This window comes from Noviherbaspirillum sp. FW303-A3, from assembly GCF_058788695.1.
Genome location: NZ_JBYTAZ010000001.1, coordinates 2,136,413 through 2,159,369, shown reverse-complemented (window position 1 = coordinate 2,159,369; position 22,957 = coordinate 2,136,413). Strand labels below are relative to the sequence as shown.

The 22,957-nt window shown below is 61.0% G+C and carries 19 protein-coding genes; 5 read left to right on the top strand and 14 right to left on the bottom strand.

What is annotated here, in order from left to right:
• Positions 1-6: 6 nt before the first annotated feature.
• The 4 genes from AC3WOY_RS10590 to AC3WOY_RS10575 form a co-directional block, all read right to left on the bottom strand.
• On the bottom strand, positions 7-2,634 hold the full coding sequence (locus AC3WOY_RS10590; RefSeq protein ID WP_492423476.1) for a DNA topoisomerase III: 2,628 nt from the start codon (positions 2,632-2,634) through the stop codon (positions 7-9).
• A gap of 236 nt (positions 2,635-2,870) precedes the next feature.
• Positions 2,871-3,347, bottom strand: a complete 477-nt coding sequence (locus AC3WOY_RS10585) for a Smg family protein (RefSeq protein WP_420472777.1) — start codon at positions 3,345-3,347, stop codon at positions 2,871-2,873.
• A gap of 209 nt (positions 3,348-3,556) precedes the next feature.
• The gene (dprA, locus tag AC3WOY_RS10580; protein ID WP_492423474.1) at positions 3,557-4,672 is read right to left on the bottom strand and encodes a DNA-processing protein DprA; all 1,116 of its coding nucleotides are present in this window, start codon (positions 4,670-4,672) and stop codon (positions 3,557-3,559) included.
• Positions 4,673-4,682: 10 nt separating this feature from the next.
• Positions 4,683-5,807, bottom strand: a complete 1,125-nt coding sequence (locus AC3WOY_RS10575) for a LysM peptidoglycan-binding domain-containing protein (protein ID WP_492423472.1) — start codon at positions 5,805-5,807, stop codon at positions 4,683-4,685.
• A 179-nt stretch (positions 5,808-5,986) separates the two neighbouring features.
• Here AC3WOY_RS10575 and def point away from each other — a divergent pair, with 179 nt between their 5' ends.
• Entirely contained in the window at positions 5,987-6,520 is a 534-nt protein-coding gene (gene def, locus AC3WOY_RS10570; RefSeq protein ID WP_492423470.1) for a peptide deformylase, read from the top strand.
• 56 nt (positions 6,521-6,576) lie between these two features.
• Entirely contained in the window at positions 6,577-7,530 is a 954-nt protein-coding gene (gene fmt / locus AC3WOY_RS10565) for a methionyl-tRNA formyltransferase (RefSeq protein ID WP_492423468.1), read from the top strand.
• Here the strand turns inward: fmt and AC3WOY_RS10560 are convergent.
• Positions 7,527-7,910, bottom strand: a complete 384-nt coding sequence (locus AC3WOY_RS10560; RefSeq protein WP_492423466.1) for a tautomerase family protein — start codon at positions 7,908-7,910, stop codon at positions 7,527-7,529. The two genes, fmt and AC3WOY_RS10560, sit on opposite strands and share 4 nt — an antisense overlap.
• Positions 7,911-8,259: 349 nt before the next feature.
• Between AC3WOY_RS10560 and metH the strand changes: the two genes are divergently transcribed.
• Positions 8,260-12,003 (top strand): methionine synthase, encoded by a 3,744-nt coding sequence (gene metH / locus AC3WOY_RS10555; RefSeq protein WP_492423464.1) that lies wholly within the window; start codon positions 8,260-8,262, stop codon positions 12,001-12,003.
• A 61-nt stretch (positions 12,004-12,064) separates the two neighbouring features.
• Here the strand turns inward: metH and AC3WOY_RS10550 are convergent, their stop codons facing one another.
• The 3 genes from AC3WOY_RS10550 to AC3WOY_RS10540 all read right to left on the bottom strand — a co-directional run bounded on the left by AC3WOY_RS10550 (position 12,065) and on the right by AC3WOY_RS10540 (position 15,427).
• Positions 12,065-13,342, bottom strand: a complete 1,278-nt coding sequence (locus tag AC3WOY_RS10550; protein ID WP_492429257.1) for an EAL and HDOD domain-containing protein — start codon at positions 13,340-13,342, stop codon at positions 12,065-12,067.
• Between the two features lie 332 nt (positions 13,343-13,674).
• Positions 13,675-14,445, bottom strand: coding sequence for a class II glutamine amidotransferase (locus AC3WOY_RS10545; RefSeq protein ID WP_492423462.1), 771 nt, complete (start codon positions 14,443-14,445; stop codon positions 13,675-13,677).
• A gap of 67 nt (positions 14,446-14,512) precedes the next feature.
• On the bottom strand, positions 14,513-15,427 hold the full coding sequence (locus tag AC3WOY_RS10540) for a LysR family transcriptional regulator (RefSeq protein WP_492423460.1): 915 nt from the start codon (positions 15,425-15,427) through the stop codon (positions 14,513-14,515).
• Between the two features lie 149 nt (positions 15,428-15,576).
• Between AC3WOY_RS10540 and AC3WOY_RS10535 the strand changes: the two genes are divergently transcribed.
• Together AC3WOY_RS10535 and AC3WOY_RS10530 are read left to right on the top strand one after the other, a co-directional pair.
• Entirely contained in the window at positions 15,577-15,867 is a 291-nt protein-coding gene (locus tag AC3WOY_RS10535) for a DUF4148 domain-containing protein (RefSeq protein WP_492423458.1), read from the top strand.
• A gap of 843 nt (positions 15,868-16,710) precedes the next feature.
• Complete coding sequence (locus AC3WOY_RS10530; RefSeq protein WP_492423456.1) at positions 16,711-17,721, top strand: LysR family transcriptional regulator; 1,011 nt, start codon at positions 16,711-16,713, stop codon at positions 17,719-17,721.
• Between the two features lie 96 nt (positions 17,722-17,817).
• Here the strand turns inward: AC3WOY_RS10530 and AC3WOY_RS10525 are convergent, their stop codons facing one another.
• The 6 genes from AC3WOY_RS10525 to AC3WOY_RS10500 all read right to left on the bottom strand — a co-directional run bounded on the left by AC3WOY_RS10525 (position 17,818) and on the right by AC3WOY_RS10500 (position 22,882).
• A complete protein-coding gene (locus AC3WOY_RS10525) occupies positions 17,818-19,260 on the bottom strand; it encodes a sigma-54 interaction domain-containing protein (RefSeq protein WP_492423454.1) in 1,443 nt (480 codons plus the stop codon).
• Between the two features lie 372 nt (positions 19,261-19,632).
• Complete coding sequence (trmB, locus tag AC3WOY_RS10520) at positions 19,633-20,304, bottom strand: tRNA (guanine(46)-N(7))-methyltransferase TrmB (RefSeq protein WP_492423452.1); 672 nt, start codon at positions 20,302-20,304, stop codon at positions 19,633-19,635.
• A gap of 1 nt (position 20,305) precedes the next feature.
• Positions 20,306-21,208 carry a LysR family transcriptional regulator gene (locus AC3WOY_RS10515; protein ID WP_492423450.1) on the bottom strand — a complete coding sequence of 301 codons (903 nt, stop codon included), beginning with the start codon at positions 21,206-21,208 and terminating at the stop codon, positions 20,306-20,308.
• Positions 21,209-21,405: 197 nt separating this feature from the next.
• Entirely contained in the window at positions 21,406-21,663 is a 258-nt protein-coding gene (locus tag AC3WOY_RS10510; RefSeq protein WP_088708802.1) for a BTH_I0359 family protein, read from the bottom strand.
• Positions 21,664-21,809: 146 nt separating this feature from the next.
• Positions 21,810-22,097, bottom strand: a complete 288-nt coding sequence (locus AC3WOY_RS10505; RefSeq protein ID WP_492423448.1) for a GTPase — start codon at positions 22,095-22,097, stop codon at positions 21,810-21,812.
• Positions 22,098-22,159: 62 nt separating this feature from the next.
• Positions 22,160-22,882 carry a response regulator gene (locus tag AC3WOY_RS10500; protein WP_492423446.1) on the bottom strand — a complete coding sequence of 241 codons (723 nt, stop codon included), beginning with the start codon at positions 22,880-22,882 and terminating at the stop codon, positions 22,160-22,162.
• Positions 22,883-22,957 lie beyond the last annotated feature (75 nt).

Sequence of the window (22,957 nt, the reverse complement as noted above, 5' to 3'; positions counted from 1 at the left end):
AAGAAATTAGGCGGCTTTCTTGGCCGCCGCCTTCTTCGCTGCCGGCTTCTTCACGGCGGTCTTCGCTGCCGTCTTGGCCGCGGTTTTCGCTGCAGGTTTCTTCGGCGCTTCTTCTTCCTGCGTTTCCTCGGCAGCCTTGCCCTTCGCCGGCACCTTGGCCTTGCGCTCTTCGAACTCGAAGCTCACCTTGCCGTTCTTGTCCTTCACCAGGTAAGCCTTGAAAGGACGGCGTGTGCGCTGCGAGATGAAGCCGGGCAGCAGGTCGGTCTTGCCGTCGTTGAGCAGCTTGGCCATCTGTTCCGGCACGATTTCCTGCTGCAGGATGATGCGGCCGCTGCGGAAGTCGCAGGCCTTCGGCTTGGCAACGGTCTTCTCGCACACATAGGCGAGACCCATTTCGAACACGCCGCTGCCGCACTTCGGGCAGGCGCCGAGCGGCGTCTGGTTGCTGAAGTCGACGCCTTCGCCGTCCTCGCCTTCATCCTGCGCCTGGCCGAAGTCGAACTCCAGCTTGTAGTTGCTGTTCTCCTCGTCGCGCACGATCTTCAGGATCGCGGCGAACGGGCGGCCCATCTTCGAGCGGAAGCCTTGCAGCGGACCGATCTCGCGCTTCTGCAGCAACTCCTCGACCTCGGCGATTTCGAACTGCCTGCTGCCGGGGATCTTGGTCATCGAGAATTCGCACTTCGTGCAGGCGAAGCGACGATAGTTTTCCTTCACCACGCCGCCGCAATTCGGGCACGGCGTCTTCAGCGTCGCATAGTCGCCGGGAATGGTGTCGTTGTTGTATTCCTTCGCGCGCTTGACGATGATCTGCGTCATCTGCGCGATCTCGCGCATGAACTCTTCGCGGCTGATCTTGCCGCGCTCCATCTGAGACAGCTTGTATTCCCATTCGCCGGTCAGCTCGGGCGCCGTGAGTTCATCCACGCCGAGGCCGCGCAGCAGCGTCATCAGCTGGAATGCCTTGGCCGTCGGAATGAGTTCGCGGCCTTCGCGCAGCAGGTATTTTTCATTCAGCAGGCCTTCAATGATCGCCGCGCGCGTCGCCGGCGTGCCGAGACCCTTGCCGGCCATCGCTTCACGCAGGTCTTCATCCTCGACCAGTTTGCCGGCGCCTTCCATCGCGGACAGCAGTGTCGCTTCCGTGTAGCGCGCGGGCGGCTTGGTAACGAGGCCGTTGGCGGCGACCTTGTCGGTCTTCACCTTCTCGTCCTTGGCGACAGGCACCAGCGTGCCGGCATTTTCCTTGTCGTCGTCGTTCGCCGCTTCCTTGCCGTAGATGGCCAGCCAGCCGGCATTGGTCATCACCTTGCCTTCGGTCTTGAAGCTGTGGCCGGACACTTCGGTGAAGCGGGTCGTGACGAGGTACTCGGCTGCGGGGAAGAACACCGCCATGAAGCGGCGCACCACCATGTCGTAGAGCTTTTGTTCCGGCTCGGACAGGTTCTTCGGCGCCTGCAGCGTCGGGATGATCGCGAAGTGATCGCTGATCTTCGCATTGTCGAAGATGCGCTTGTTCGGCTTCACCCAGTTCTTGTTCAGGATCTGCTTGGCGAACTGATGGTAGTTGTTGTTCTCGGCGACCACGTCCAGCGTCTGCTTCACCGTGTCGAAGTAGTCCTCCGGCAGATGGCGCGAATCGGTACGCGGATAGGTCAGCACCTTGTGCTTTTCGTACAGTGCTTGCGCCAGTGCGAGGGTGTTCTTCGCGGAAAAACCGAAGCGCGAATTCGCCTCGCGCTGCAGGCTGGTCAGGTCGAACAGCGCGGGCGACAGTTGCGAAGCCGGTTTCGCTTCTTCGGTAACCGTGCCCTGCTTGCCGCGGCAGGCCGCGACGATGGATTCGGCTGCGGCCTTGCTCCAGAGGCGCTCGGCTTTCTTCTCGGGATCGGTTTCGTCCTTCTTGAATTTCGTGTCGAGCCAGCGGCCCTCGTAAATGCCGGCGGCGCACACGAATTCGGCGCGCACTTCCCAGTAGTCGCGCGGCACGAAATTCTTGATCTTCTCTTCCCGCTCGACAACGATCGACAGTGTCGGCGTCTGCACGCGGCCCACGGTCGTCAGGTAGAAGCCACCATCCTTGGAATTGAAGGCGGTCATTGCGCGCGTGCCGTTGATGCCGATCAACCAATCGGCTTCGCTGCGGCAGCGGGCGGCATCGGCCAGCGGCAACATTTCCTTGTCGTCGCGCAAGCGGGCAAAACCGTCGCGGATCGCGGCCGGCGTCATGGACTGCAGCCACAGGCGCTTGATCGGCTGCTTGGCCTTGGCGTACTGCATGATCAGGCGGAAAATCAGCTCACCCTCGCGGCCCGCGTCACATGCGTTGACGACGGCGGAAACATCCTTGCGCTTGAGCAGCTTGTTCAGCACTTTCAGCCGCGATTCCGTTTTGGCAATCGGCGTGACCGCAAAGTGGGGCGGGATCATCGGCAGGTGCGTGAAGGTCCACTTGCCGCGCTTGACGTCATATTCTTCCGGGACGCCGATTTCGACCAGGTGGCCGACGGCGGAGGACAGCACGTACTCGTCGGATTCAAAGTACTCATCGTGCTTGGCAAAGCCGCCCAGCGCCTTCGCGATGTCGTTCGCGACCGAGGGCTTCTCTGCGATGATGAGGGTCTTAGTCATAAAGTTGGTCTCGAGAGTGGCGCGGGCAAGCGCTTATATATATAGACAGCAATCGGGGCAGACTCAAGGCTTGCCTGGCTGCAAACCCTACCAATATATCAACGATCCGGGGTTTTAGCGGCCAATGATAAGCGTGATGCGGCGAAAACCGCAAGCGAGGAGAGGGAGGGGAGCGCCGCCGCACGCCGGTTTGCCCGACAGGAAACAAGTGGGGAGGTGCCTTTGTTACTTTGCCGTCAATGCATCAGGCGTGGTTCGGAGTCTTCGTCGGTCGAGAACAATTCGTCGAAAATCAGCGCATCCGGTTCCTTGCCCTGGCTCCACAGTACCATCAGGACGATGACCTTGATCTTGTCCAGCGACACTTGCGATTCGCTGACGGCGAGCGCGCGCTCAATGATGATTTCGCGCTGGATCGGATCGATGACTTTGGCGGATTCGAGGAATTGCAGGAATCCGACCGCTTCCGTGCCGAGCACATCCATTTCCTGCGGCGCGTAGATGCGGATGCCGAAGGAAAAGGCGGTTTGCTGCGGATAGCTTTCGGCAAATTCGTTGGTGGCCTCTGCGAGGTCGGTCAGCCAGCCCAGCGCCTTGGAAATCTCTTCTTCCTCGAAACCGACTGCCGACAGCTTCTTGACCAGCGCTTCCGAGTCCGGGCAGGCGTCGGGGCGGTAGTAGGTTTCGTAGAGATAAACGAGAACGTCAAACATGATTTACTGTAGCGTTAAGGCCGTTTTGCCAGAAGGCGGCGCCGCGACCAGGTTGCAAAAAATGACATGCTCGTGGTGCGATCCCCGTTAAAACGCGATGTTGCCACGCACAGGAAAGAGCCGTGTCATGCCAGCGACAGTACAAGGTTTATCGGGCCTTACGATTACAGCATATCCCAAAAACGGGAACTGGGACAGCAGATTTGGTTTCAGGTTGTTGCGAGCCGGCGCACCATTCCGCCCGGGAGCATCTCGATATGGCCGTCCAGTTCGAGCGTGAGCAGCTCGGCATTCAGGGCTGCGATGTCCATTTCACAACGGAGGGCGAGGACGTCCGGCGCGACGGGATCGAAGCCGAGCGCGGCCAGGATGCCGGATTCGACAACCGGTTTGTCGTCGTCGGCAACCGGTGCGGTTTGCCTTGCGGGGAGGGGAATGTGCCGCAGTTCATCGAGCACGTCCTGCGCGCATTCGACCAGTTTGGCGCCCTGCTTGATGAGCAGGTGGCATCCCTTGGAAAGCGGCGAGTGGATGGATCCGGGAATCGCGAACACGTCGCGGCCCTGCTCGCCGGCCATGCGCGCGGTGATCAGCGATCCCGACTGCGCAGCGGCTTCCACCACCAGCACGCCGCGCGACAGTCCGGAGATGATGCGGTTCCGGCGCGGGAAGTTGGCTGCGAGTGCGCCCATGCCCAGCGGGTATTCGCTCACGATGCATCCATTCTCCGCGATGCGATGCGCGAGTCCGCGATTGCGGGCGGGATAGACGATATCGGCGCCGGTGCCGATGACGGCGACGGTGGAGCCGCTGCCGCGCAGCCCGCCGGTATGCGCAGCAGTGTCGATCCCGAGGGCGAGTCCCGAAATGATGGCGAGGTCCGCATTGCTCAGTACCGCAGAAAACTGCTCTGCATTGACCATGCCCTGCGTGGTTGCGTTGCGGCTGCCCACCACGGCAATCGATGGACGCGAAAGCAGATCGGCATTGCCCTTTACATACAGAACCAGGGGCGGGTCGGAGATGTCGAGGAGGGATTTCGGATAGTGCTCGTCAGCGAGCGTGAGCACATGGTTGCCGGGCTGTGCCGCCCATTCCAGGGTCTTGTCGATTTGCGCGCGTGTCTCGTCCGGCATCGGTGCCGCCAGTGCGCGCGCGATGCGCTCGGGGACGGCTTGCAGGAGCGAGGAGAGGTCTGCCGCGAAGATATTGTCCGGCAGGCCAAAGGCGGTCAGGAGCTTGCGCGCGGTCTCAGGGCCCACGCCAGGAGTGCGCTCAAGGCGAATCCACTGCGCAAGCTCGTGCGCCCTGTCAGTTTGCGCCATGCGTCAGTGCTTATTCCGGCGACTTCGCGACGTCGCCTACCTGCACCGTGTCCGTAACCTGCATCACGAGTCCATACGAAATGGAATCGAATACGCGGAAGATGAACAGGCTGCCGTACTGGTGATCGGGCAGCTTGACCTGCGTGCGGCCCCACGGGCCGATGGTCCACATGGAGCCTTTATCGGTGCGGTCCGTGATGATCGGGCCGTAGCGGAAGAGCTCCAGCACCGTCCCCATGTTGAGGCCGTCCTTGCTGCCGCGGTTGACGGCGACGATCTGGTTCTGGCCGGCCTGGGTCACGCCGCCGTACACCGACACGATGCGGCCGGCGACATCCTTCTCGGGCGGGTGCGGTACGTAATTGAGGATAGGCGTGGGCGGAACAGGCAACAGGCGGTCGCCGACAGCCATCTCCTGCTTCACGCTGACGACATTGAAGACATGCGCCTCATCTGGCGTGCGGGCGGGGCGTTCGAGCTTGATGGTGCCGAGATAGGCTGCTTCGTAGCCGATCACCGCGTTGGTATCCGGGTCGCGCAGGGGCGTGCCTGGACGGAAGACCTGGAACGATGTGCCCGAAGTGATGGCGCCGCGGACATAGGCCTTGTCGTCCTTGCCCAGCATCACGCGCGATTCCTGGGTGGCAATGATGCGAGGCGCATCGTTCAGCTCGCCCTCGCCGACGACCAGCGGCTGGGACAGGAAGGGTTCGATGACGTTCGACGGAATGGCGGGGACGGCTTCCATGCCCAGGCCTTCCGTGCGCAATTGCGGCGTCAGCTTCACGGTCTGGCTGGCGCGTCCGTCCTGCGCGCCGTTGCCGCCGACGGGTTTGCCAAGACGCAGCCTGCCGGCAGCGCGGTCAAAATAGACAATCTGGCCGGGGTAGATCAGGTGCGGGTTTCGGATCTCGTCCTTGTTCATGCCCCAGACCTGCGGCCAGCACCAGGCGTTCTGGAGGAAGCGTCCGGAGATGTCCCACAACGTATCCCCGCGCACCACGGTATGCTGGTCCGGCGCATTCTGCAGGAAGGCACAGCGCGGGTTGTTCATCGCTTCTTCGCCTGCTGCGAACGCGCTGCCGTAAGCAGAGGCAAGCGCGAGAACGAGGGCGGCTGTGCTAAACTTTTTCATAGTCAGTCCGGTAAATGTGGCTCAAATCAACGACTATTCTTATCGCCACTGCATGTTGTCAGTGTAACAAATTGTTGCCTGACGAAACTTGTCAAAGTGAATCAAATTCTGCACATAAATCCTTGAACTAGCAAGAGAAACGACAATCCTAGATCCAGCAGTTGTTGCGCAAAAGCCGTATGTCCATATTGAATATTCTTCGCTATCCCGATCCGCGCCTGCACAAGGTCGCCAAGCCGGTCGCCGTATTCGACGAGCGCCTGAAAAAGCTCGCCGCCGACATGGCCGAGACCATGTACGATGCGCCCGGCGTCGGACTGGCCGCGACGCAGGTCGATGTCCACGAGCAGCTGATCGTGATCGACGTGTCCGAAACCCATGACCAGCTCCAAGTGTTCATCAACCCCGAAGTCATCTGGGCGAGCGAGGAGCGGCAGGTCTATGACGAAGGCTGCCTCTCGGTGCCCGGCATCTACGACGGCGTCGAACGTCCGGCCAAGGTCAAGGTATGCGCCTACGATCTCGACGGCAAGCAGTTCGAAGTCGAGGCGGACGGCCTGCTGGCGGTGTGCATCCAGCACGAGATGGACCACTTGAAGGGCAAGGTCTTCGTCGAATACCTGTCACCGCTCAAGCGCAACCGCATCAAGACCAAGCTCCAGAAGGAAGAGCGGGAACTGGCGAAGCAGCGCAAGACTGTCGGCGCACGGTAATTCACGCGCCGTCCCTTTCTCCCCAGGCCCGCGGGCCTGCAACAAGACCAACAAGCATGAGAATCGTTTTTGCCGGTACGCCGGAATTTGCCGCGGTCGCCCTCCAATCCCTGCATGAAGCAGGCTTCGAGATTCCGCTGGTGCTGACGCAGCCGGATCGTCCAGCAGGACGCGGCATGCTGTTGCAGGCATCGCCCGTCAAGCAGTTTGCGGTGGCGCATGGGATTCCGGTTGCGCAGCCGGTGTCGCTGCGCCTGAACGGTAAATACCCCGAGGTCGCCGAGGAGGCGCACGCGCTGCTGCGTGCCACGCCGCACGATGTCATGGTCGTCGCCGCTTACGGCCTGATCCTGCCGCGTAGCGTGCTCGACATTCCCATGCAAGGTTGCATCAATATCCACGCATCGCTCCTGCCACGCTGGCGCGGTGCGGCACCGATCCACCGTTCGATCGAAGCCGGCGATGCGGAGACGGGCGTGACGATCATGCAGATGGAAGAGGGCCTCGACACCGGCCCGATGCTGCTGATGGAGCGCATCCCCATCATGGCGACGGATACGACCGCGAGCCTGCATGACAAGCTCGCCGAACTCGGCGGGCGCATGATCGTCGATGCCCTGCGGAAGCTTGAGCAGGATGAGCTGAATGCCGCGCCGCAGCCGGAAGAGGGCGTGACTTACGCGGCCAAGATCGCGAAGGAAGAGGCGGCCCTCGATCTTGCGCAACCGGCGGACCTGCTGGAGCGCAAAATCCGCGCGTTCAATCCTTTCCCTGGAGCGACTGCCATGTTCAATGGCGTTGCAGTCAAGTTCTGGCGCGCCGAACCGGTAGCTGGTGCGACCGCAGCCGAACCCGGCAAGGTGCTGGCGGCTTCCGCACAAGACGGCGTCCTGATTGCCTGCGGCCAGGGAGCGTTGCGCGTGCTCGAATTGCAAAAGCCTGGCGGCAAGCGCCTGCCTGCCGCCGAATTCCTGAAGGGTTTCCCCCTCGAAGGCGGACGTTTCGCCTAAACGTGAATCTGGCGTCCGCCCGCGAACGACCAGTTTTCCCACGCGGTTTCCTTGAAAACGACCATCACCTGCTCCGGGTCGAGGCCCGGGGCTTGCGCGATTCCTTCGATGATGTCGGCCAGGATCTTCTTCTTTACTTTCACGCTGCGCCCAAACGACAGCAGGATCTCGACCAGCACGAAATCATCGGTGCGTGGGGATGACAGGTCGGGATAACCTGGGTCGTAGCGAAAGTCTTCCTGTTCCAGTTCCAGTACGCGGTGGAAGCGGTCGGTTTCCGGTACGCCGGAGGCAACCAGCGCGCGGTGCACGGCGTTCAGGACACTGTTCTTGAACGAGGCGGTCTTGCCTTTGCGGAGGGTGAGGGTGACGAGGGGCATGGCGTTCTCCTTGTGGGGGCCAGGGCTTCTGCAAGTGCAATCCCGTAATCAAAAGCTTAAGCGCGGACGCGGCCGGGAACTACGGGCTGTCTTGCACAGGACCTGTGCCGAAACGGCACGGATCCCTTTCTAAAATGCAAGAATCTCAACAATGTGCATTTCTTAACCGTCCAGGTGATTTCCCGTATAATTTTTGTTGCGCCGATTTGATTGAACAAGTCAAAACCAGCTTGCGGGCGCCAGGGTGCAGTCCTCCAGGGGATAGTCCCACTACCAAATGCAGCTAAAGCGGAGATCAGACCCGGTCCTGCTTTTGCTGGCCGGGTTTTTTGCTTTTAGAGAGTCCAACATGAAACGCGACGCCGTCTCTGCCACCGAAGCGCTCCTGCGCGATCTGCTGTCCAAGCGCATCCTCATCCTCGACGGTGCGACGGGCACCATGATCCAGCAGTACAAGCTGACGGAAGAGGACTACCGCGGCACGCGTTTCGCCGACTTCCAGGTGCCGGGCAAGGAATTGTTCATCAAGGGCAACAACGACCTGCTCGTGCTGACCCAGCCCCAGGTCATCAGCGAGATCCACGAGAAATATCTCGCCGCCGGCGCCGACATCATCGAGACCAATACCTTCGGCGCAACCAGCGTCGCACAGGACGACTACCACATGGGGCATCTCGCCTACGAGATGAACGTGGCGGCGGCGAAGCTCGCGCGCGCGGCCTGCGACAAGTATTCGACGGCCGACAAGCCGCGCTTCGTCGCCGGCGCAGTCGGCCCGACCCCAAAGACCGCATCGATTTCGCCCGATGTGAACGACCCCGGCGCACGCAACGTCACCTTCGACCAGCTCGTCGCGGCCTACATCGAACAGGTGCGCGGACTGGTTGAGGGCGGTTCGGACGTGCTTCTGGTCGAAACTATTTTCGATACGCTCAACTGCAAGGCGGCACTGTTCGCCATCGATAGCTTCTTTGAAGAATCGGGCAAGCGCCTGCCGATCATGATCTCCGGCACCGTCACCGATGCCTCCGGCCGCATCCTGTCCGGCCAGACCGTTCCCGCGTTCTGGCACTCGGTGCGCCACGCCAAGCCCTTGACCATCGGCCTGAACTGCGCGCTCGGCGCGGCGGTGATGCGTCCCTACGCGGAAGAATTGTCGAAGATCGCCGATACCTTCGTCTGCATCTATCCGAACGCCGGCCTGCCCAACCCGATGGCCGATACCGGTTTCGATGAAACGCCGGACGTCACGTCCTCGTTGCTGAAGGAATTCGCGCAGAGCGGCTTTGTCAACATCGCCGGCGGTTGCTGCGGCACCACGCCAGACCATATCCGCGCGATCGCCGCCGAGCTGAAGGACGTCGCGCCGCGCACGGTGCCGGTCAGCGACCATCGCATGAAGCTGTCGGGCCTGGAGCCTTTCATCGTCGACGACGAATCGCTGTTCGTGAACGTCGGCGAGCGCACCAACGTCACCGGTTCCAAGGCGTTCGCGCGCATGATTTTGAACGAGCAGTACGACGAAGCCTTGTCGGTCGCGCGCCAGCAGGTCGAGAACGGTGCGCAGGTCATCGATATCAACATGGACGAGGCGATGCTCGATTCCGTCGCGGCGATGACGCGCTTCCTGAACCTGATCGCATCCGAGCCGGACATCGCTCGCGTGCCCATCATGATCGACTCTTCCAAGTGGTCGGTGATCGAGGCCGGTCTGAAGTGCGTGCAGGGCAAGGCCGTCGTCAATTCCATCTCGATGAAGGAAGGCGAAGAGGAATTCCTGCGCCAGGCCAAGCTGTGCCGCCGCTACGGCGCTGCAGTGATCGTCATGGCCTTCGACGAAACCGGCCAGGCCGACACATTCGAACGCAAGATCGAAATCTGCAGCCGTGCATACAAGCTCCTGACAGAAGAGGTCGGCTTCCCGCCGGAAGACATCATCTTCGATCCGAACATCTTCGCCATTGCGACCGGCATCGAAGAGCACAACAACTACGCGGTCGATTTCATCAATGCGACGCGCTGGATCAAGCAAAACCTGCCGCACGCGAAGATCAGCGGCGGCGTGTCGAACGTCAGCTTTTCCTTCCGCGGCAACGACCCGGCACGTGAAGCGATCCATACCGTCTTCCTTTATCACGCAATCAAGGCCGGTCTGACCATGGGCATCGTCAACGCAGGCATGGTTGGCGTGTACGACGACCTCGCTCCTGAGTTGCGCGAGCGTGTGGAGGACGTGGTGCTGAACCGCCGCGAGGATGCGACGGAACGCATGATCGAATTCGCCGCCACGCTGAAGGCCGGCGCGAAGAAGGAAGAGCAAAGCCTCGAATGGCGCAGCGATCCGGTCGAGAAGCGCCTCGCGCATGCGCTGGTGCACGGCATCACGCAATGGATCGTCGAAGACACCGAGGAGATGCGCGTCAAGACGCTGGAAGCCGGCGGCCGCCCGATCAATGTGATCGAAGGCCCGCTGATGGATGGCATGAACATCGTCGGCGACCTGTTTGGCCAGGGCAAGATGTTCCTGCCGCAGGTGGTGAAATCCGCGCGCGTCATGAAGCAGGCGGTGGCGCACCTGATCCCGTACATCGAGGAAGAGAAGCGCCTCGAAGAACAGCGCACCGGTATCGCCGCCAAGCCGAAGGGCAAGATTGTGATCGCGACCGTGAAGGGCGATGTGCATGACATCGGCAAGAACATCGTGTCGGTGGTCCTTCAGTGCAACAACTTCGAAGTGGTGAACATGGGCGTGATGGTGCCGTGCTCCGAGATCCTCGCCAAGGCGAAGGCGGAGAATGCGGACATCATCGGCCTGTCCGGCCTCATTACGCCCTCGCTGGAGGAGATGGCCTACGTTGCGAAGGAAATGCAGCGCGACCCGCATTTCCGCATGCTGAAGATCCCGCTGCTGATCGGCGGCGCGACCACCAGCCGCGCGCATACCGCAGTGAAGATTGCGCCGAACTACGAAGGCCCCGTGGTCTACGTGGCGGACGCATCGCGCTCGGTTTCGGTTGCGCAATCGCTGCTGACGCAGGAGCAGCGCGACCAGTACATCGAAGATATCAAGGGTGACTACGAGCGCATCCGCGAACAGCATGCAAACAAGAAAGCGACGCCGATGGTGTCGCTGGCCGAAGCGCGTGCGAACAAGGCGAAGCTCGAGTTCGCACCCGTGAAGCCGAAATTCGTCGGCCGCCGCGTGTTCAAGAATTACGACCTTGCGACCCTCGCACAATACATCGACTGGGGCCCCTTCTTCCAGACCTGGGACCTTGCCGGTCCCTTCCCCGCCATCCTGAAGGATGCCGTCGTCGGCGAGCAGGCGAGCAAGGTCTATGAAGAAGGCCAGGCGATGCTGAAGAAGCTGATCGAGGGCCGCTGGCTGACCGCCAACGGCGTGATCGCACTTCTGCCGGCGAACACGGTCAACGACGACGACATCGAGATCTACACCGACGAGACACGCACCAAGGTCGCGTTCACGTATTACGGCTTGCGCCAGCAGACGGCAAAACCGGTAATCGATGGCGTGGCGCGTCCGAACCAGTGCCTCGCCGATTTCATTGCCCCCAAGTCCTCGGGCGTCGCCGATTACATCGGCCTGTTCGCGGTTACGGCCGGCATCGGCATCGAGAAACACGAGAAGCGCTTTGAGGATGCGCACGACGACTACAGCAGCATTATGCTGAAGTCGCTCGCCGATCGCCTTGCCGAAGCATTTGCCGAGCACCTGCACGAGCGCGTGCGCAAGGATCTGTGGGGTTATGCGTCGGATGAGTCGCTGTCCAATGAGGATCTCATCAAGGAAGCCTACCGTGGCATCCGCCCGGCGCCCGGCTATCCGGCCTGCCCGGAGCACACGGTGAAGGCGGACATGTTCAAGCTCCTGCAGTGCGACGAGATTGGCATGCAGGTGACCGAGTCCTTCGCGATGTTCCCCGGCGCATCGGTGTCCGGCTTCTACTTCGCGCATCCCGAGTCGAAGTACTTCGTCGTCGGCAAGATTGGCGAGGACCAGGTGGCCGACATGGCTGCCCGGCGCGATGTGCCCAGGGACGACCTGGAGCGCTGGCTGGCGCCGAACCTGTAACCGGCCTGGAATGAAAAACGCCACCGCAAGGTGGCGTACTTTTTCGTGGATGGGCCCGCAATCAGGCGTATCGCGCCACGCTGTCGCTCCATTCGAATGCCGAGATCTGCAGGTTGACCAGATCGTCGGACGACAGGTGGAATTGGTCGACCAGGTCGTCGAGCATGGGGCCAGCTTCTTCAATGCGTTCCATCTGCTCGACAAGGCTCAGCATGTCGCCATAGACGCCCTTGCGGTGCATCAGGGCATCGCTGACGGCGTCCACGACGGATACCTGTTCCAGGATCTCCTCCATGGGGATGGAGAATAGGGTATCCATCAGCGACATGATGCCCACGGTGAATGCCGTATCGGCCATGCCACGGTTGCGCGGTTCGACCTGCTGCGCGATCAGTTCCAGCAATTTTCCGCGCGTCGTGGCGAGGCGAAGCAACGGCGTCATCGCCTGGCCCTTCTTGCAGGGTTCGGCATACAGCATGATCTGCAGCCAGCGCCGCAGCTGGTTGCGCCCGAGGACCATCAGCGCCTGGGTGACGGAGTCGATGCGGCGCGGCGAACCGACGGCGGGCGTGTTGACGAGCCGCAGCAAGTTGAAGCACAGCGACACATCCTTCTTGATGGCGCGTTCGATGTCGCTGTTGTCCGCGTCGGAATTGATCAGCGACATCAACTGCATTACCGAGAGCTGCGAGGGTGACAGCTTCTTGCCGCTCAGGATGACCGGCTTGGCGAAGTAGTAGCCCTGAAAATAATCGAAGCCGAGTTCGAGGCAGGTCTGGAACTGTTCCTGGGTTTCCACCTTCTCGGCCAGCAGTTTCTTTTTCGAGAGCTTGAAGCGCGGCGTCAGTTTCAGCAACGCTGACAGCGGCATGTCGCGCAGGTCGAACTTGATGACCTCGACCAGCGGCAGCAGTTGCTGCACATCGTCCGAATCGGTGATCACATCGTCCAGCGCGAAGCGGAATCCGTCGGCGACGAGGTGTTCGATGCGCGCGAGGATTTCCGGCGTGACCTTCATCGTCTCCACGATCTCGAGCACTACTTTTTCGCGCGGGAGGAACTTGAAGATATCGCTCATCAGCACGGCCGCGTCCACATTGAGATAGCCGACCGAGTCGCCGATGACTTTTTCCATGCCGAGCTGCGAAGCGTGGGCGATGACGGAAGCGGTCGCGGAAAGATCGCTCGTCACTTTGGCCGGACCGAACGCGGCGTTGCGGAACAGGAGTTCATAGGCAACCAGTGCTTGGGTGCGGTCGAGGATAGGTTGTCGTGCAAGGAAGAATTCCCGCACTTTCAGCGGTATGGCGGCTCCTGCGCCTGATGATGAGTCGGCGATGATCACGTTCTTGTTCTTCTCGTCGTTGAGATGACATGTGTCCCCGCAGTCAGGGCGGGGGCCGAGAGTTGCACGCGCCAAAAGCAGGCGCGCACAGGACGTATGGGTTGCGGGTATGGGGCAACGCATACGGCCTGTTCACCCTTTTGCAGGGCAAAGCCGGATGCCGAATTACCTGCTGCACTCTAGCGTATTTTTATTGCCTTTACGCAACTTTTGATGGTGCGCTGCACAGGAAAATCCTCGCATGAAGTCAAGAGCGGGCGCTTACATGCTGGATTGTTTAGCGCAGGCCAAGAAAGTCCGGACGCTCTGTGAAATGCTGCGCCTCGTCAAAACGAGACGGGTTCGCCTTCGACAAAGACCTTCAATTCACCGGCGCCAAACTGCGTCCACGCCTCGTTCGTGGTCAGCGGCGCAGTGACGATAATCGCCACCCTGTCGCGCGGGGTCGTGACTTGGGCAAAGTCCACGCTCAGGTCTTCATCCGAGAGTTTGGCAGTGGCGAAAGGATGCTGGCGCACGATGTAGTGGAGATGCGTGGAGCAGTGCGCAAACAGCGCAGTCCCGTCGGACAGCATCATGTTGAAGGTGCCGTGGCGCGCAATCTCCGCCGTCAGTTCCCTCAGGGCCGGGGCGAGGGCATCCAGTTCCGGCCGCGTATCCCCGAAGCGTCGGCGCAATTGCTGCAACAGGTAGCAGAAGGCCTGTTCGCTGTCCGTGGTGCCGACCGGCCTGAAGGCGCCGTCGAGTTGGGGCGCAAAGTCCTTCAGGTCGCCGTTGTGCGCGAATACCCAGTATCGGCCCCAGAGTTCGCGCACGAAGGGATGGCAATTCTCGAGCGAGACGCGTCCCTGGGTGGCTTTGCGGATGTGGGCGATGACGTTCTTGGACTTGATCGGGCAGCGCTTGATCAGGTCGGCGATGGGCGAGGCGACGGCGGACTCGTAGTCGACGAAGTGGCGCACTCCTGCGCCCTCGAAGAACGCGATGCCCCAGCCATCCTTGTGCTCGTCCGTGCGCCCGCCGCGCGTGGCGAATCCGGTGAAACTGAACACGATGTCCGTCGGGACATTGCAGTTCATGCCAAGTAGCTGACACATGGTGAGCAGGGATATTTCGATTGAACCCACAACATAGCACGTCGCGGACAAACTGGCGCGTGCTGCATCACCATAGCCATGGATCGGTTTCCGGCCGTGGGAACTGCTGCGCCATGAAATCGACGAAGCTGCGCACCTTGGCGGACAGCAGGCGGCGGCTGGGATAGACCAGCATCACGGTCAGCTGGCCAAGTTCGTGGTGGGGCAAAAGCCGAACCAGCCGGCCCGCTGCGAGGTCGTCGCCCAGTGCGAAGGAGGGACGGATCATGATGCCCATCCCTGCCAGCGCGCATTGCCGCAGCAGTTCTCCATTATTGGAGATCACCTTGCTGTTTATTGGCACATTGACGGTCTCGCCGTCCCGGCCTTTGGTCGGCCAGTAATGCCGCAACTGCTCGTAGGAAAAATTCAGGCAGGCATGCCGCGAAATGTCGTCCACGCTGCGCGGTGTGCCGCGTTCCTTGATGTACTTGGGCGAGGCGCACAGGATCGCTTCCGACACGGCAAGCTGACGCGCAATCATGCCGCTGTCGAATTTCTGGAAGTCGATGAAAATCCCGGCGTCATAGCTGTCTTCGACCAGGTCCACCGACCGGTCTGAAAGTGTCACGTCCAGCGTGACGTCGGGGAATTTGGCGGCAAATGCCGGCAGCAGGTGCGCCAGCTGTGTCTGGCCGAAACCGAGGTGGGAATAAAGGCGCAGCGTGCCGCTCGGCTTCTTGGATTGGGAGGAGGCGATCGCTTCAGCATCCTCGATCTCCTGCAGGATCTGCAGCACGCGCTCGAGATAAGCGTGCCCGGTTTCCGTGAGGGACAGGCGGCGCGTGGTGCGGTTGAGGAGGCGCGTGCCGAGATGCTCTTCCAGGTCCGCCACATGGCGCGTCACGACGGCATTGGAAATATCGAGCGCCTTGCCGGCGGCGGCGAAACTGCCCTGTTCGACCACCTTCGCGAAGACGCGCATGGATTGCAGTCTGTCCATCGTTGTCTATTGTTTCTGAATCGGAAATAGTGTCTTGCGATTATTCGTCTTTTTTGTGATCCGCGCAATCTCTACACTGTGACTCATCGATGCGCGACATCCGGTCGCCACCGGAGCAAATATCGAATCAATCTATCGGGAGTCTGAACATGAACGCAAAGCAAATCGTCGCCGCCATCGCGGTATTCGCAGCCACCGGCACCGCCTTTGCCGCTGACAACGGCATCTTCGTCGAGCACACCAACGTACCGTCAAGCAAGACCCGCGCGGAAGTGCGCGTCGAGCTCGAGCAGGCACGCGCTGCCGAGCAGATCGCCGGCAACAGCGAGTTCGTCGAGCATACCCATGTCGCATCGACCAGGAGCCGTGAGGAAGTGCGTGGCGAGGCAGTGCAGGCCGCACGCAACCAGACTGGCCGCACGCTGTACTTCGGTGGCTGATTTCTGGTGCCGGCTTGAGCGCCAATGCAAGGCGTGTCCCAGGGCACGCCTTTTTTCTTCTCCGTTCGAAGCGAATGCACATGCATTGCACAGTCTGCGCAGCAATTGAACGTCATTGACACACTTCAGGACAGGTGCCGCACTGATTTTCCGGAGACGGCAAAACAAGCGTAAACGAATCAAGCATTTGCAGAAGTGGCACGCCACTTGCGATATGCCGGGGACTGACTTCTCCGGGGCGCAGCCTGCGCTTGCGCCGCTCGCGACGTCTTACCCTCTCCGGTTCCCGCCATTGTCTGTGCAAGCAGGCGTGGCGGGTTTTTTTTCGAGGCGCAGGGAATGGATGTGCAGGCATGGCGTGGCCGCCGCTGTCCGCTTGCGGTGGCGCGCACTTGCCGATGATGGCGGTGCTTTACATCTCTCGACGCTGCATCGCGCGGATACTTCGATGACCGTACACAATTTCCGTGCTCTCGGAGTGGCGATCGGACGCACGCGGTCTCCGGCCTGCTCCGCGAAAATGATCGATTTTCACGAAGTATTTCTCCTTATCGGTGCGCGAATCCCAACATTGGCCTGTGTTCCTCACATTTGATGTGTCGTGACATGTCCAGGCGGACAGGGGCGGTTTCCTGCCTCGCGCCAACGTTCGCCACGACGGCGGTGATACACAACAGGACGACGCGCCATGCCTGAACGGCTGAAAAGCGAGCGAAATCAATCCTTTGTCATGACAGGCGTATGTTTTGCTTGAGGCTCGCGTCCGCAAAGGCGCGAGGTGCAGGGGAGGGTTCCCCATGTCGCGGTCGTCAACCGGTCTGTTCTGAACACGAGGAAAGCACCATGACGCAATCGAGAACGCAAGAGTTCAAGCATGCAGCAAGGCATGACGGCGCGCGCGCTACCTATCGCTCGCGGCCGCATGACATCCACAACCTCTACGTCAGCCTCAAGCAATGGCGGATATTCCACGCGGTCATCGACTGCGGCGGCTTCGCGGAAGCGGCCAAGTCGCTGCACCTGAGCCAATCCACCATCAGCTACACCGTGTCCAAACTCCAGGAACAGCTTGGCACGCCACTGCTCCGCATCGAAGGGCGCAAGGCCACCCTCACGCCGGAGGGACGCGCGCTCCTCGAACGTTCCCGCAATGTCCTGAAGGAAGCTGTCGAACTGGAAAATTTCGCCAAGAACCTCGGTCAGGGGTGGGGCGATGAAGTGCGCCTGATTGTCGACCACAACTTTCCCGTGCATCTCCTTACCCAGGCATTGAGCAAGTTCACCGAGATCGGCAAGGGCGCCGCGCATGTGCGCCTGCGCGAGGTGCCGACCCTGCAGGCGGAAGATATCGTGCGCGACCCGAATGTGGACCTCGCCATCAGCGAACGCGTTCCCCTCGGCTACCTTGGCGAGCCCCTGACAGAAGTCGAGTATGTCGCCGTTGCGCATCCCGGGCATCCGCTGATGCGGCTGGAGCGCGAGCCAAGTTCGATGGATCTCGCGCAGCACATCCAGATCGAAATGGGGCCTGGGAACGGGGGCGGCAAGCCGATGGGCGGCGGGCCGAAGCAGATACGTCGCTGGACGATGAACAGTTTCGACACGGTTGTCGCCGCCGTATGCGAAGGACTGGGCTATGCATGGCTGCCGAAGCATCGTGTGCAGAAGTGGCTGGACCAGGGGCAGCTTGCCTGTCTCCCTCTTGGAGACAAGCAAGCGTACAAATCGATGCTCTACCTGATTCACGGCCGGCCCTGGTTCACCACGCCGGCCGCAAGCCGCCTGGCCGAAGTGCTGCGCAGCTATGCAGCGAAAGAGAGTGCACGGCGGGAGGAGGCGGCGCGCGCCGGATGAGCAACGCGTGCGTGAGCAGAGGAGGGCTGCTTCTTACGCCGCATGGCGGGCCGGCTGAGTCATTTTAGACGGCCCCGGCGCGCCGAAGCGCGACGATCACTTGTGAACTTCGAGGTCCGGCTTGGTGCTGTTCATGAACGGCGCATGGGCCGGTGCCACCGTATCGGGCCTGATATTGTATTTTTCGATCAGGCGGTACAGCGTGACGCGCGATACGCCGAGCAGCGACGCGGCACGCGAAATCTGGTTGCGCGACTGCGACAGCGCGCGGCGGATCATCATCCGCTCCGCGGCGGCGCGCGCATCTTCGAGCGACATCAGTTGCGACTGGTCGTTGCTGCGATCGAGGCCGAGGTCTTCCGGCTGGATGAAGCGGCCTTCCGCCATCACCGTGGCACGTTGCACGCGGTTGACCAGCTCGCGCACGTTGCCGGGCCAGGAGTGGCTCAGCATCACATTCATCGCTGCCTTGGAGAAGCCGCGCAGGCTGCGGTTGTGCATGCTGGCGAACTGGTTGAAGTAGTGCTTGGCGATGTCTTCAATGTCCTGGCCGCGGTCGGCCAGCGGCGGCATGCCGATGTTCACCACGTTGATGCGGTAGTACAGGTCTTCGCGGAAGCGTCCCTGGCGTACCGCCTCGGCGAGGTCGATGTGGGTCGCCGCGATGACGCGCACGTCGATCTCGATCGAATCGTTCCCGCCCACGCGCTCGATGGTTTTCTCCTGCAGGAAGCGAAGCAGGTTGACCTGCATGTCGAAGGGCATGTCGCCGATCTCGTCGAGGAAGAGCGTGCCGCCCTGTGCCGCTTCGATGCGGCCGATCTTGCGCTGGCTGGCGCCGGTGAAGGCGCCCTTCTCGTAGCCAAAGAGTTCGGACTGGAACAGCTGTGGCGCGATCGCACCGCAATTGACTGCAACAAAGGGCGCATCGCGCCGTGCGGACTGGCGATGGATCGACAGCGCGGCGAGTTCCTTGCCGGTGCCCGACGGACCGGTGATGAGTACGGAGGCATCGGTACGCGCAACCCTGTGGAGCTGGCTGAACAGCTGCTGCATCTGCGGCGTCCTGCCGACCATGACGAACTCCGCGCTATCCGGTGTTGGGGCCGGGGATGCATCGCGCTTGAGGTCGCGCATGAATGCCATGCCCCATGCATGACGCAGCGTCAGGACGATGTGATCGAGGTCGGCGGGCAGGGTGATGAAGTTGAACAGGTGCTCGCCGATGAATTCGCGCATGCGCGGCATCGAGATCAGTTCCTGCGCGACGAGGCCGACCCAGGAGATGCGGTTGTTGCTGACGAAGGGCTCGCACTTGTCGATATGCGCGAGTTCCGACACCTGGGTGACGATCAGCAGGCCGACCCGGCAGCCGCTCTCGACAGCCTGGTAGGCGGATTCGAGGGTGAAGCATTCGATCAGATTGAGGCCGTGATCCCGGAGTGTTTCGGTGTAGGGGCATTGCTGCCCGTTGCGTCCGGTCAGTCGCAAGACCAGCACGGGCTGGGTCGTCGATGCAGAATTGGAGACGTTAAGCATGTCGCATTACCCTTGTTCGTGTTGTATGGACCGGGGCGCGGCGGCATGTCCTCCGCACGGCTTGGGCAAGTATTGAGATACCCTCCCTCGCACCGGAAACTGCCCCGGCGGCGGCCTTCTGGGGGGGCCGGTCAGAACGTGATCAAGGGCCGAGATTACCGTCTTTTAGTCACACGAACAATGCCATAAATGCGGGAGTTGACAATAACGGAATCGCCGTTTGTGCTCCGTCAAATCTAGGTTTCTTATCTGAAACGACGGAAAATAGGGGCTTTCCACGGCATTTTCTTCGGAAAACCGCATGGATATTGGATGTCCGGATTTGTTACGTAAAAAAATAATTTTCCGTATGGAAAATTTATGGGTGGATATTCACGGAGGTAAAAGCACACGGCAACGCCATAACTGATGGCCGGAATCGGCGTATTTTTTTTCGAACGGCGTGATGGGGTGGGCGGGCAGGAAAGGTGCTGTCGGGACGGTGATGCCGGTCAATTGCGTGAGTGCCGCTGCGAATTCTTCGATATAGATACGCCAGTTGCTCCTGCACTCGATGTCGCCCCCCAGGGCAACGATGGCGGGAAAGACAGGATGCCCGTGCCAGCGCCGGGCAAGATGCCCGATTTTCGGCCATGGATTGGGATAGAGGATGAAGTGCTTCCGCGGACGGACATCGGCGGCGAGCATCAGCCGCCAGTAGTCGACGAGATCGGCGCGCACGCAGATGAAATTTGACGGAAGCTCACCCTCCCATGCCGTGTTGCGCCCGAGCCGGTCTGCCGACTGGTCAACGCCGATGACGAAATGATCGGGGTGCAAGCGTGCCAGATGCCTGGTCGACAGACCGACGCCGCAACCGGCATCGAGGATCAGCGGCGCGCTTCCTGCCGCTCGCCATGCGGCCATGCTCGACGCGAAGGCATCCTGGTTGTACGGCATGACCGGCTTGCGGAACTTGGCCCGTGCGTGCCGTGCCACGAGTACCGGAAGATGCTCGTGGATGCCCGTCTGGGCACTCTTGACCAGGCGCGAATTCGCGTACATGTCAGCCCCACTCGGAGGATCGGTAGATGTCGCACGCGAAATCGACGAAAGCCCGCACCTTGGGCGAAAGGTGGCGGTTATGCGGGTACACCGCGTAGATATCGCGAGGAGTCAGACGGTAATCGGGCAGGACCGGGACGAGGTCGCCGCGAACGAGGTCGCCATGCACGATGAACGATGCCGACGTCACGATCCCGGTGCCTGCGAGTGCCGCCGAGCGCAGGGCAAGGCCGGTGTTGGACTGGAAGCTGCCGCTGACGGTGACGGTCGTGCGTTCGCCTTGCGGCGACGTCAGCGTCCATTCATTCGGTTTGGGAACGAGCGTGTAGATCAGGCAGTTGTGCCTGGCGAGATCTTCAGGGCATGCGGGCATGCCGCAACGCCTGAGGTAGTCCGGCGATGCCACGAGCATGGTCGCGGTTGTGGCGAGCTTGCGCGCTGCGAGGGAAGAGTCGGGCAACTCGCGCGCAAGCCGGACGGCCACGTCGAAGCCTTCTTCGATGAGGTCGACGAAACGATCGTTGCACACGAGGTCGACCTTCAGATCAGGATAGCGTGCCATGAAAGCAGGAAGCCATCGCCCCATGTCGAGCGTACCGAATGCCATCGGCGCATTGATGCGCAATGTCCCTCGCGGCACGGCATGATGGCGGCTTACCGCGAGGTCCGCATCATGCAGCTCGTCGAGGATGCGGCGTGCGCGTTCGTAGTAGGTCTGGCCTGCTTCGGTCAGGGCGAGCCGGCGCGTCGTGCGGTTGAGCAGTTGCGCGCCGAGCAGCGTCTCGAGCTGGCGGACCTGCTTCGACATGACCGTGTGCGACACATTGATTGCGGCGGCGGCCGCCGAAAAACTACCGGCCTCCACGACGCGGCAGAACGCCTTCAATGCACTGAACTGGTCCATCCGACACCTCGCTGGTTGTCCCCGGGACGCAAAGACGATGCCCTGCACGGGCGATACCCGTGTCGAGTGGATTGCGTTGGAAAGGGGGCCGACTGATATTGCCCGCCATCATGCCACAGGGCAGCATTCAGGCACAGTCGCAGCGAAGTTCCGGAAGGTCCACAGAACGCCGTGTATTCTGTGGCGGAGTTTTGTAATTAGTGCAGGGTGACCGGTTGACGCATCAGCGCGTCGTATTTGCCGAGGAAGTCATCGATTTCTTCCACTGTCGGTTCGGTTGCGATCAGGTTTTCCACCTCTTCGCGGAATGATTTGGCGAGGGTGCCGCCAATGAAGATCTCTCGCTTGCCGGATTTGTCCATGATTTCATATCCGCCAAAGCGCAAGGCCTCGCGCCCGTCATCGGCCCCGAACTCTACGACGCTGTACTGCTCGCTGTTGTAGATCAAGTTCATTTTGCGCTCCTTCTGCTACGGGATAAATTGAAGGTAACCCAGTACCTATGATGCAAAAATGGGGCCACCTTCGCCGATTTCAAGCCGTCGCAGGATTCTCGCGGGCCTGCCACGAAAAAGCTGTGTTCCTATAAGAAAGATCGGCACTACGCGTACAAATCTTTAGTCAGGGTGAGTAAATTGTCGTACGGCGGTGCGGAAAGAAATGCACGGAGTTGCTCGATATGGGCGGCTGTTGCCATTCCGATATACAGGCGCTCGGGCTTGCCGCGCAGCAGGCGGTTGAGTGTGACGCGCATGGTGAGGTTCCCGGTGCAGCAAAGGCAGCCGGGAGCGATACGCGCGATTTGGAGGTGGGGAGTGTCGCCATCCAGGCCTGAAATGGCGTCGGGAATGCCTTCAAGAATGATGGCTGCCTTGATATCAGGCGTCATTGCCGAACGGATGGCCGCCTCGCGCAATGCGGGACTGGCACCGGTCACGAGCGTTGTGGGAATCACCCTTTGCGGGACACTTTGCTTGGTTCGACACCCAACTGCTTGAGCTTGCGGTACAGGTGGGTGCGTTCGAGTCCGGTTTTCTCCGCGACACGCGTCATGCTGCCGCCTTCGCGCATCAGGTGATGCTCGAAATAGGCGCGCTCGAAGGCATCCCGTGCCTCGCGCAACGGCAGGTCGAAGGACAGGCCGAACAGATGCGAGTCGGACTGCGCGACTGCCGGTGCAGGCACGCTGGCGTTCGGGATGATTCCTGCCGGTATCGGCGCGTAGCTGCCGACGGGCGGCATGCTGCTTTCTTCCGATGGCACGGGAGCGGGGCGGGCATGGTAGACCGGCGCCGGGCGCAGCACTTCGGTCGTTCGTGTCAGTCCCTGCTGGACCGCCTTGAGCAGTTTTTGCAGCGCGATCGGTTTCTCCAGGAAATTCAGCGCGCCAATGCGTGTTGCCTCTACTGCCGTATCGATCGTCGCATGGCCGGACATCATGATCACCGGCATCGTGAGCAGGCCATCGCGCTGCCATTCCTTGAGCAGCGTCACGCCATCCGTATCCGGCATCCAGATGTCGAGGAGGACAAGATCGGGCGCACCTTGTGCGCGCGCATCGCGTGCCTGCTGCGCATTTTCTGCCATGAGGACGACGTGGCCTTCGTCGCCCAGAATTTCCGAGAGCAGTTCCCGGATACCCATTTCATCATCGACTACCAGAATGTTTGCCATATGCTTACCTTGTGTGCTTCCGCTGTCGCTGATTATTGTTGATGTGCGTCGTACAGGAGCAGGAGAGTTGTCACG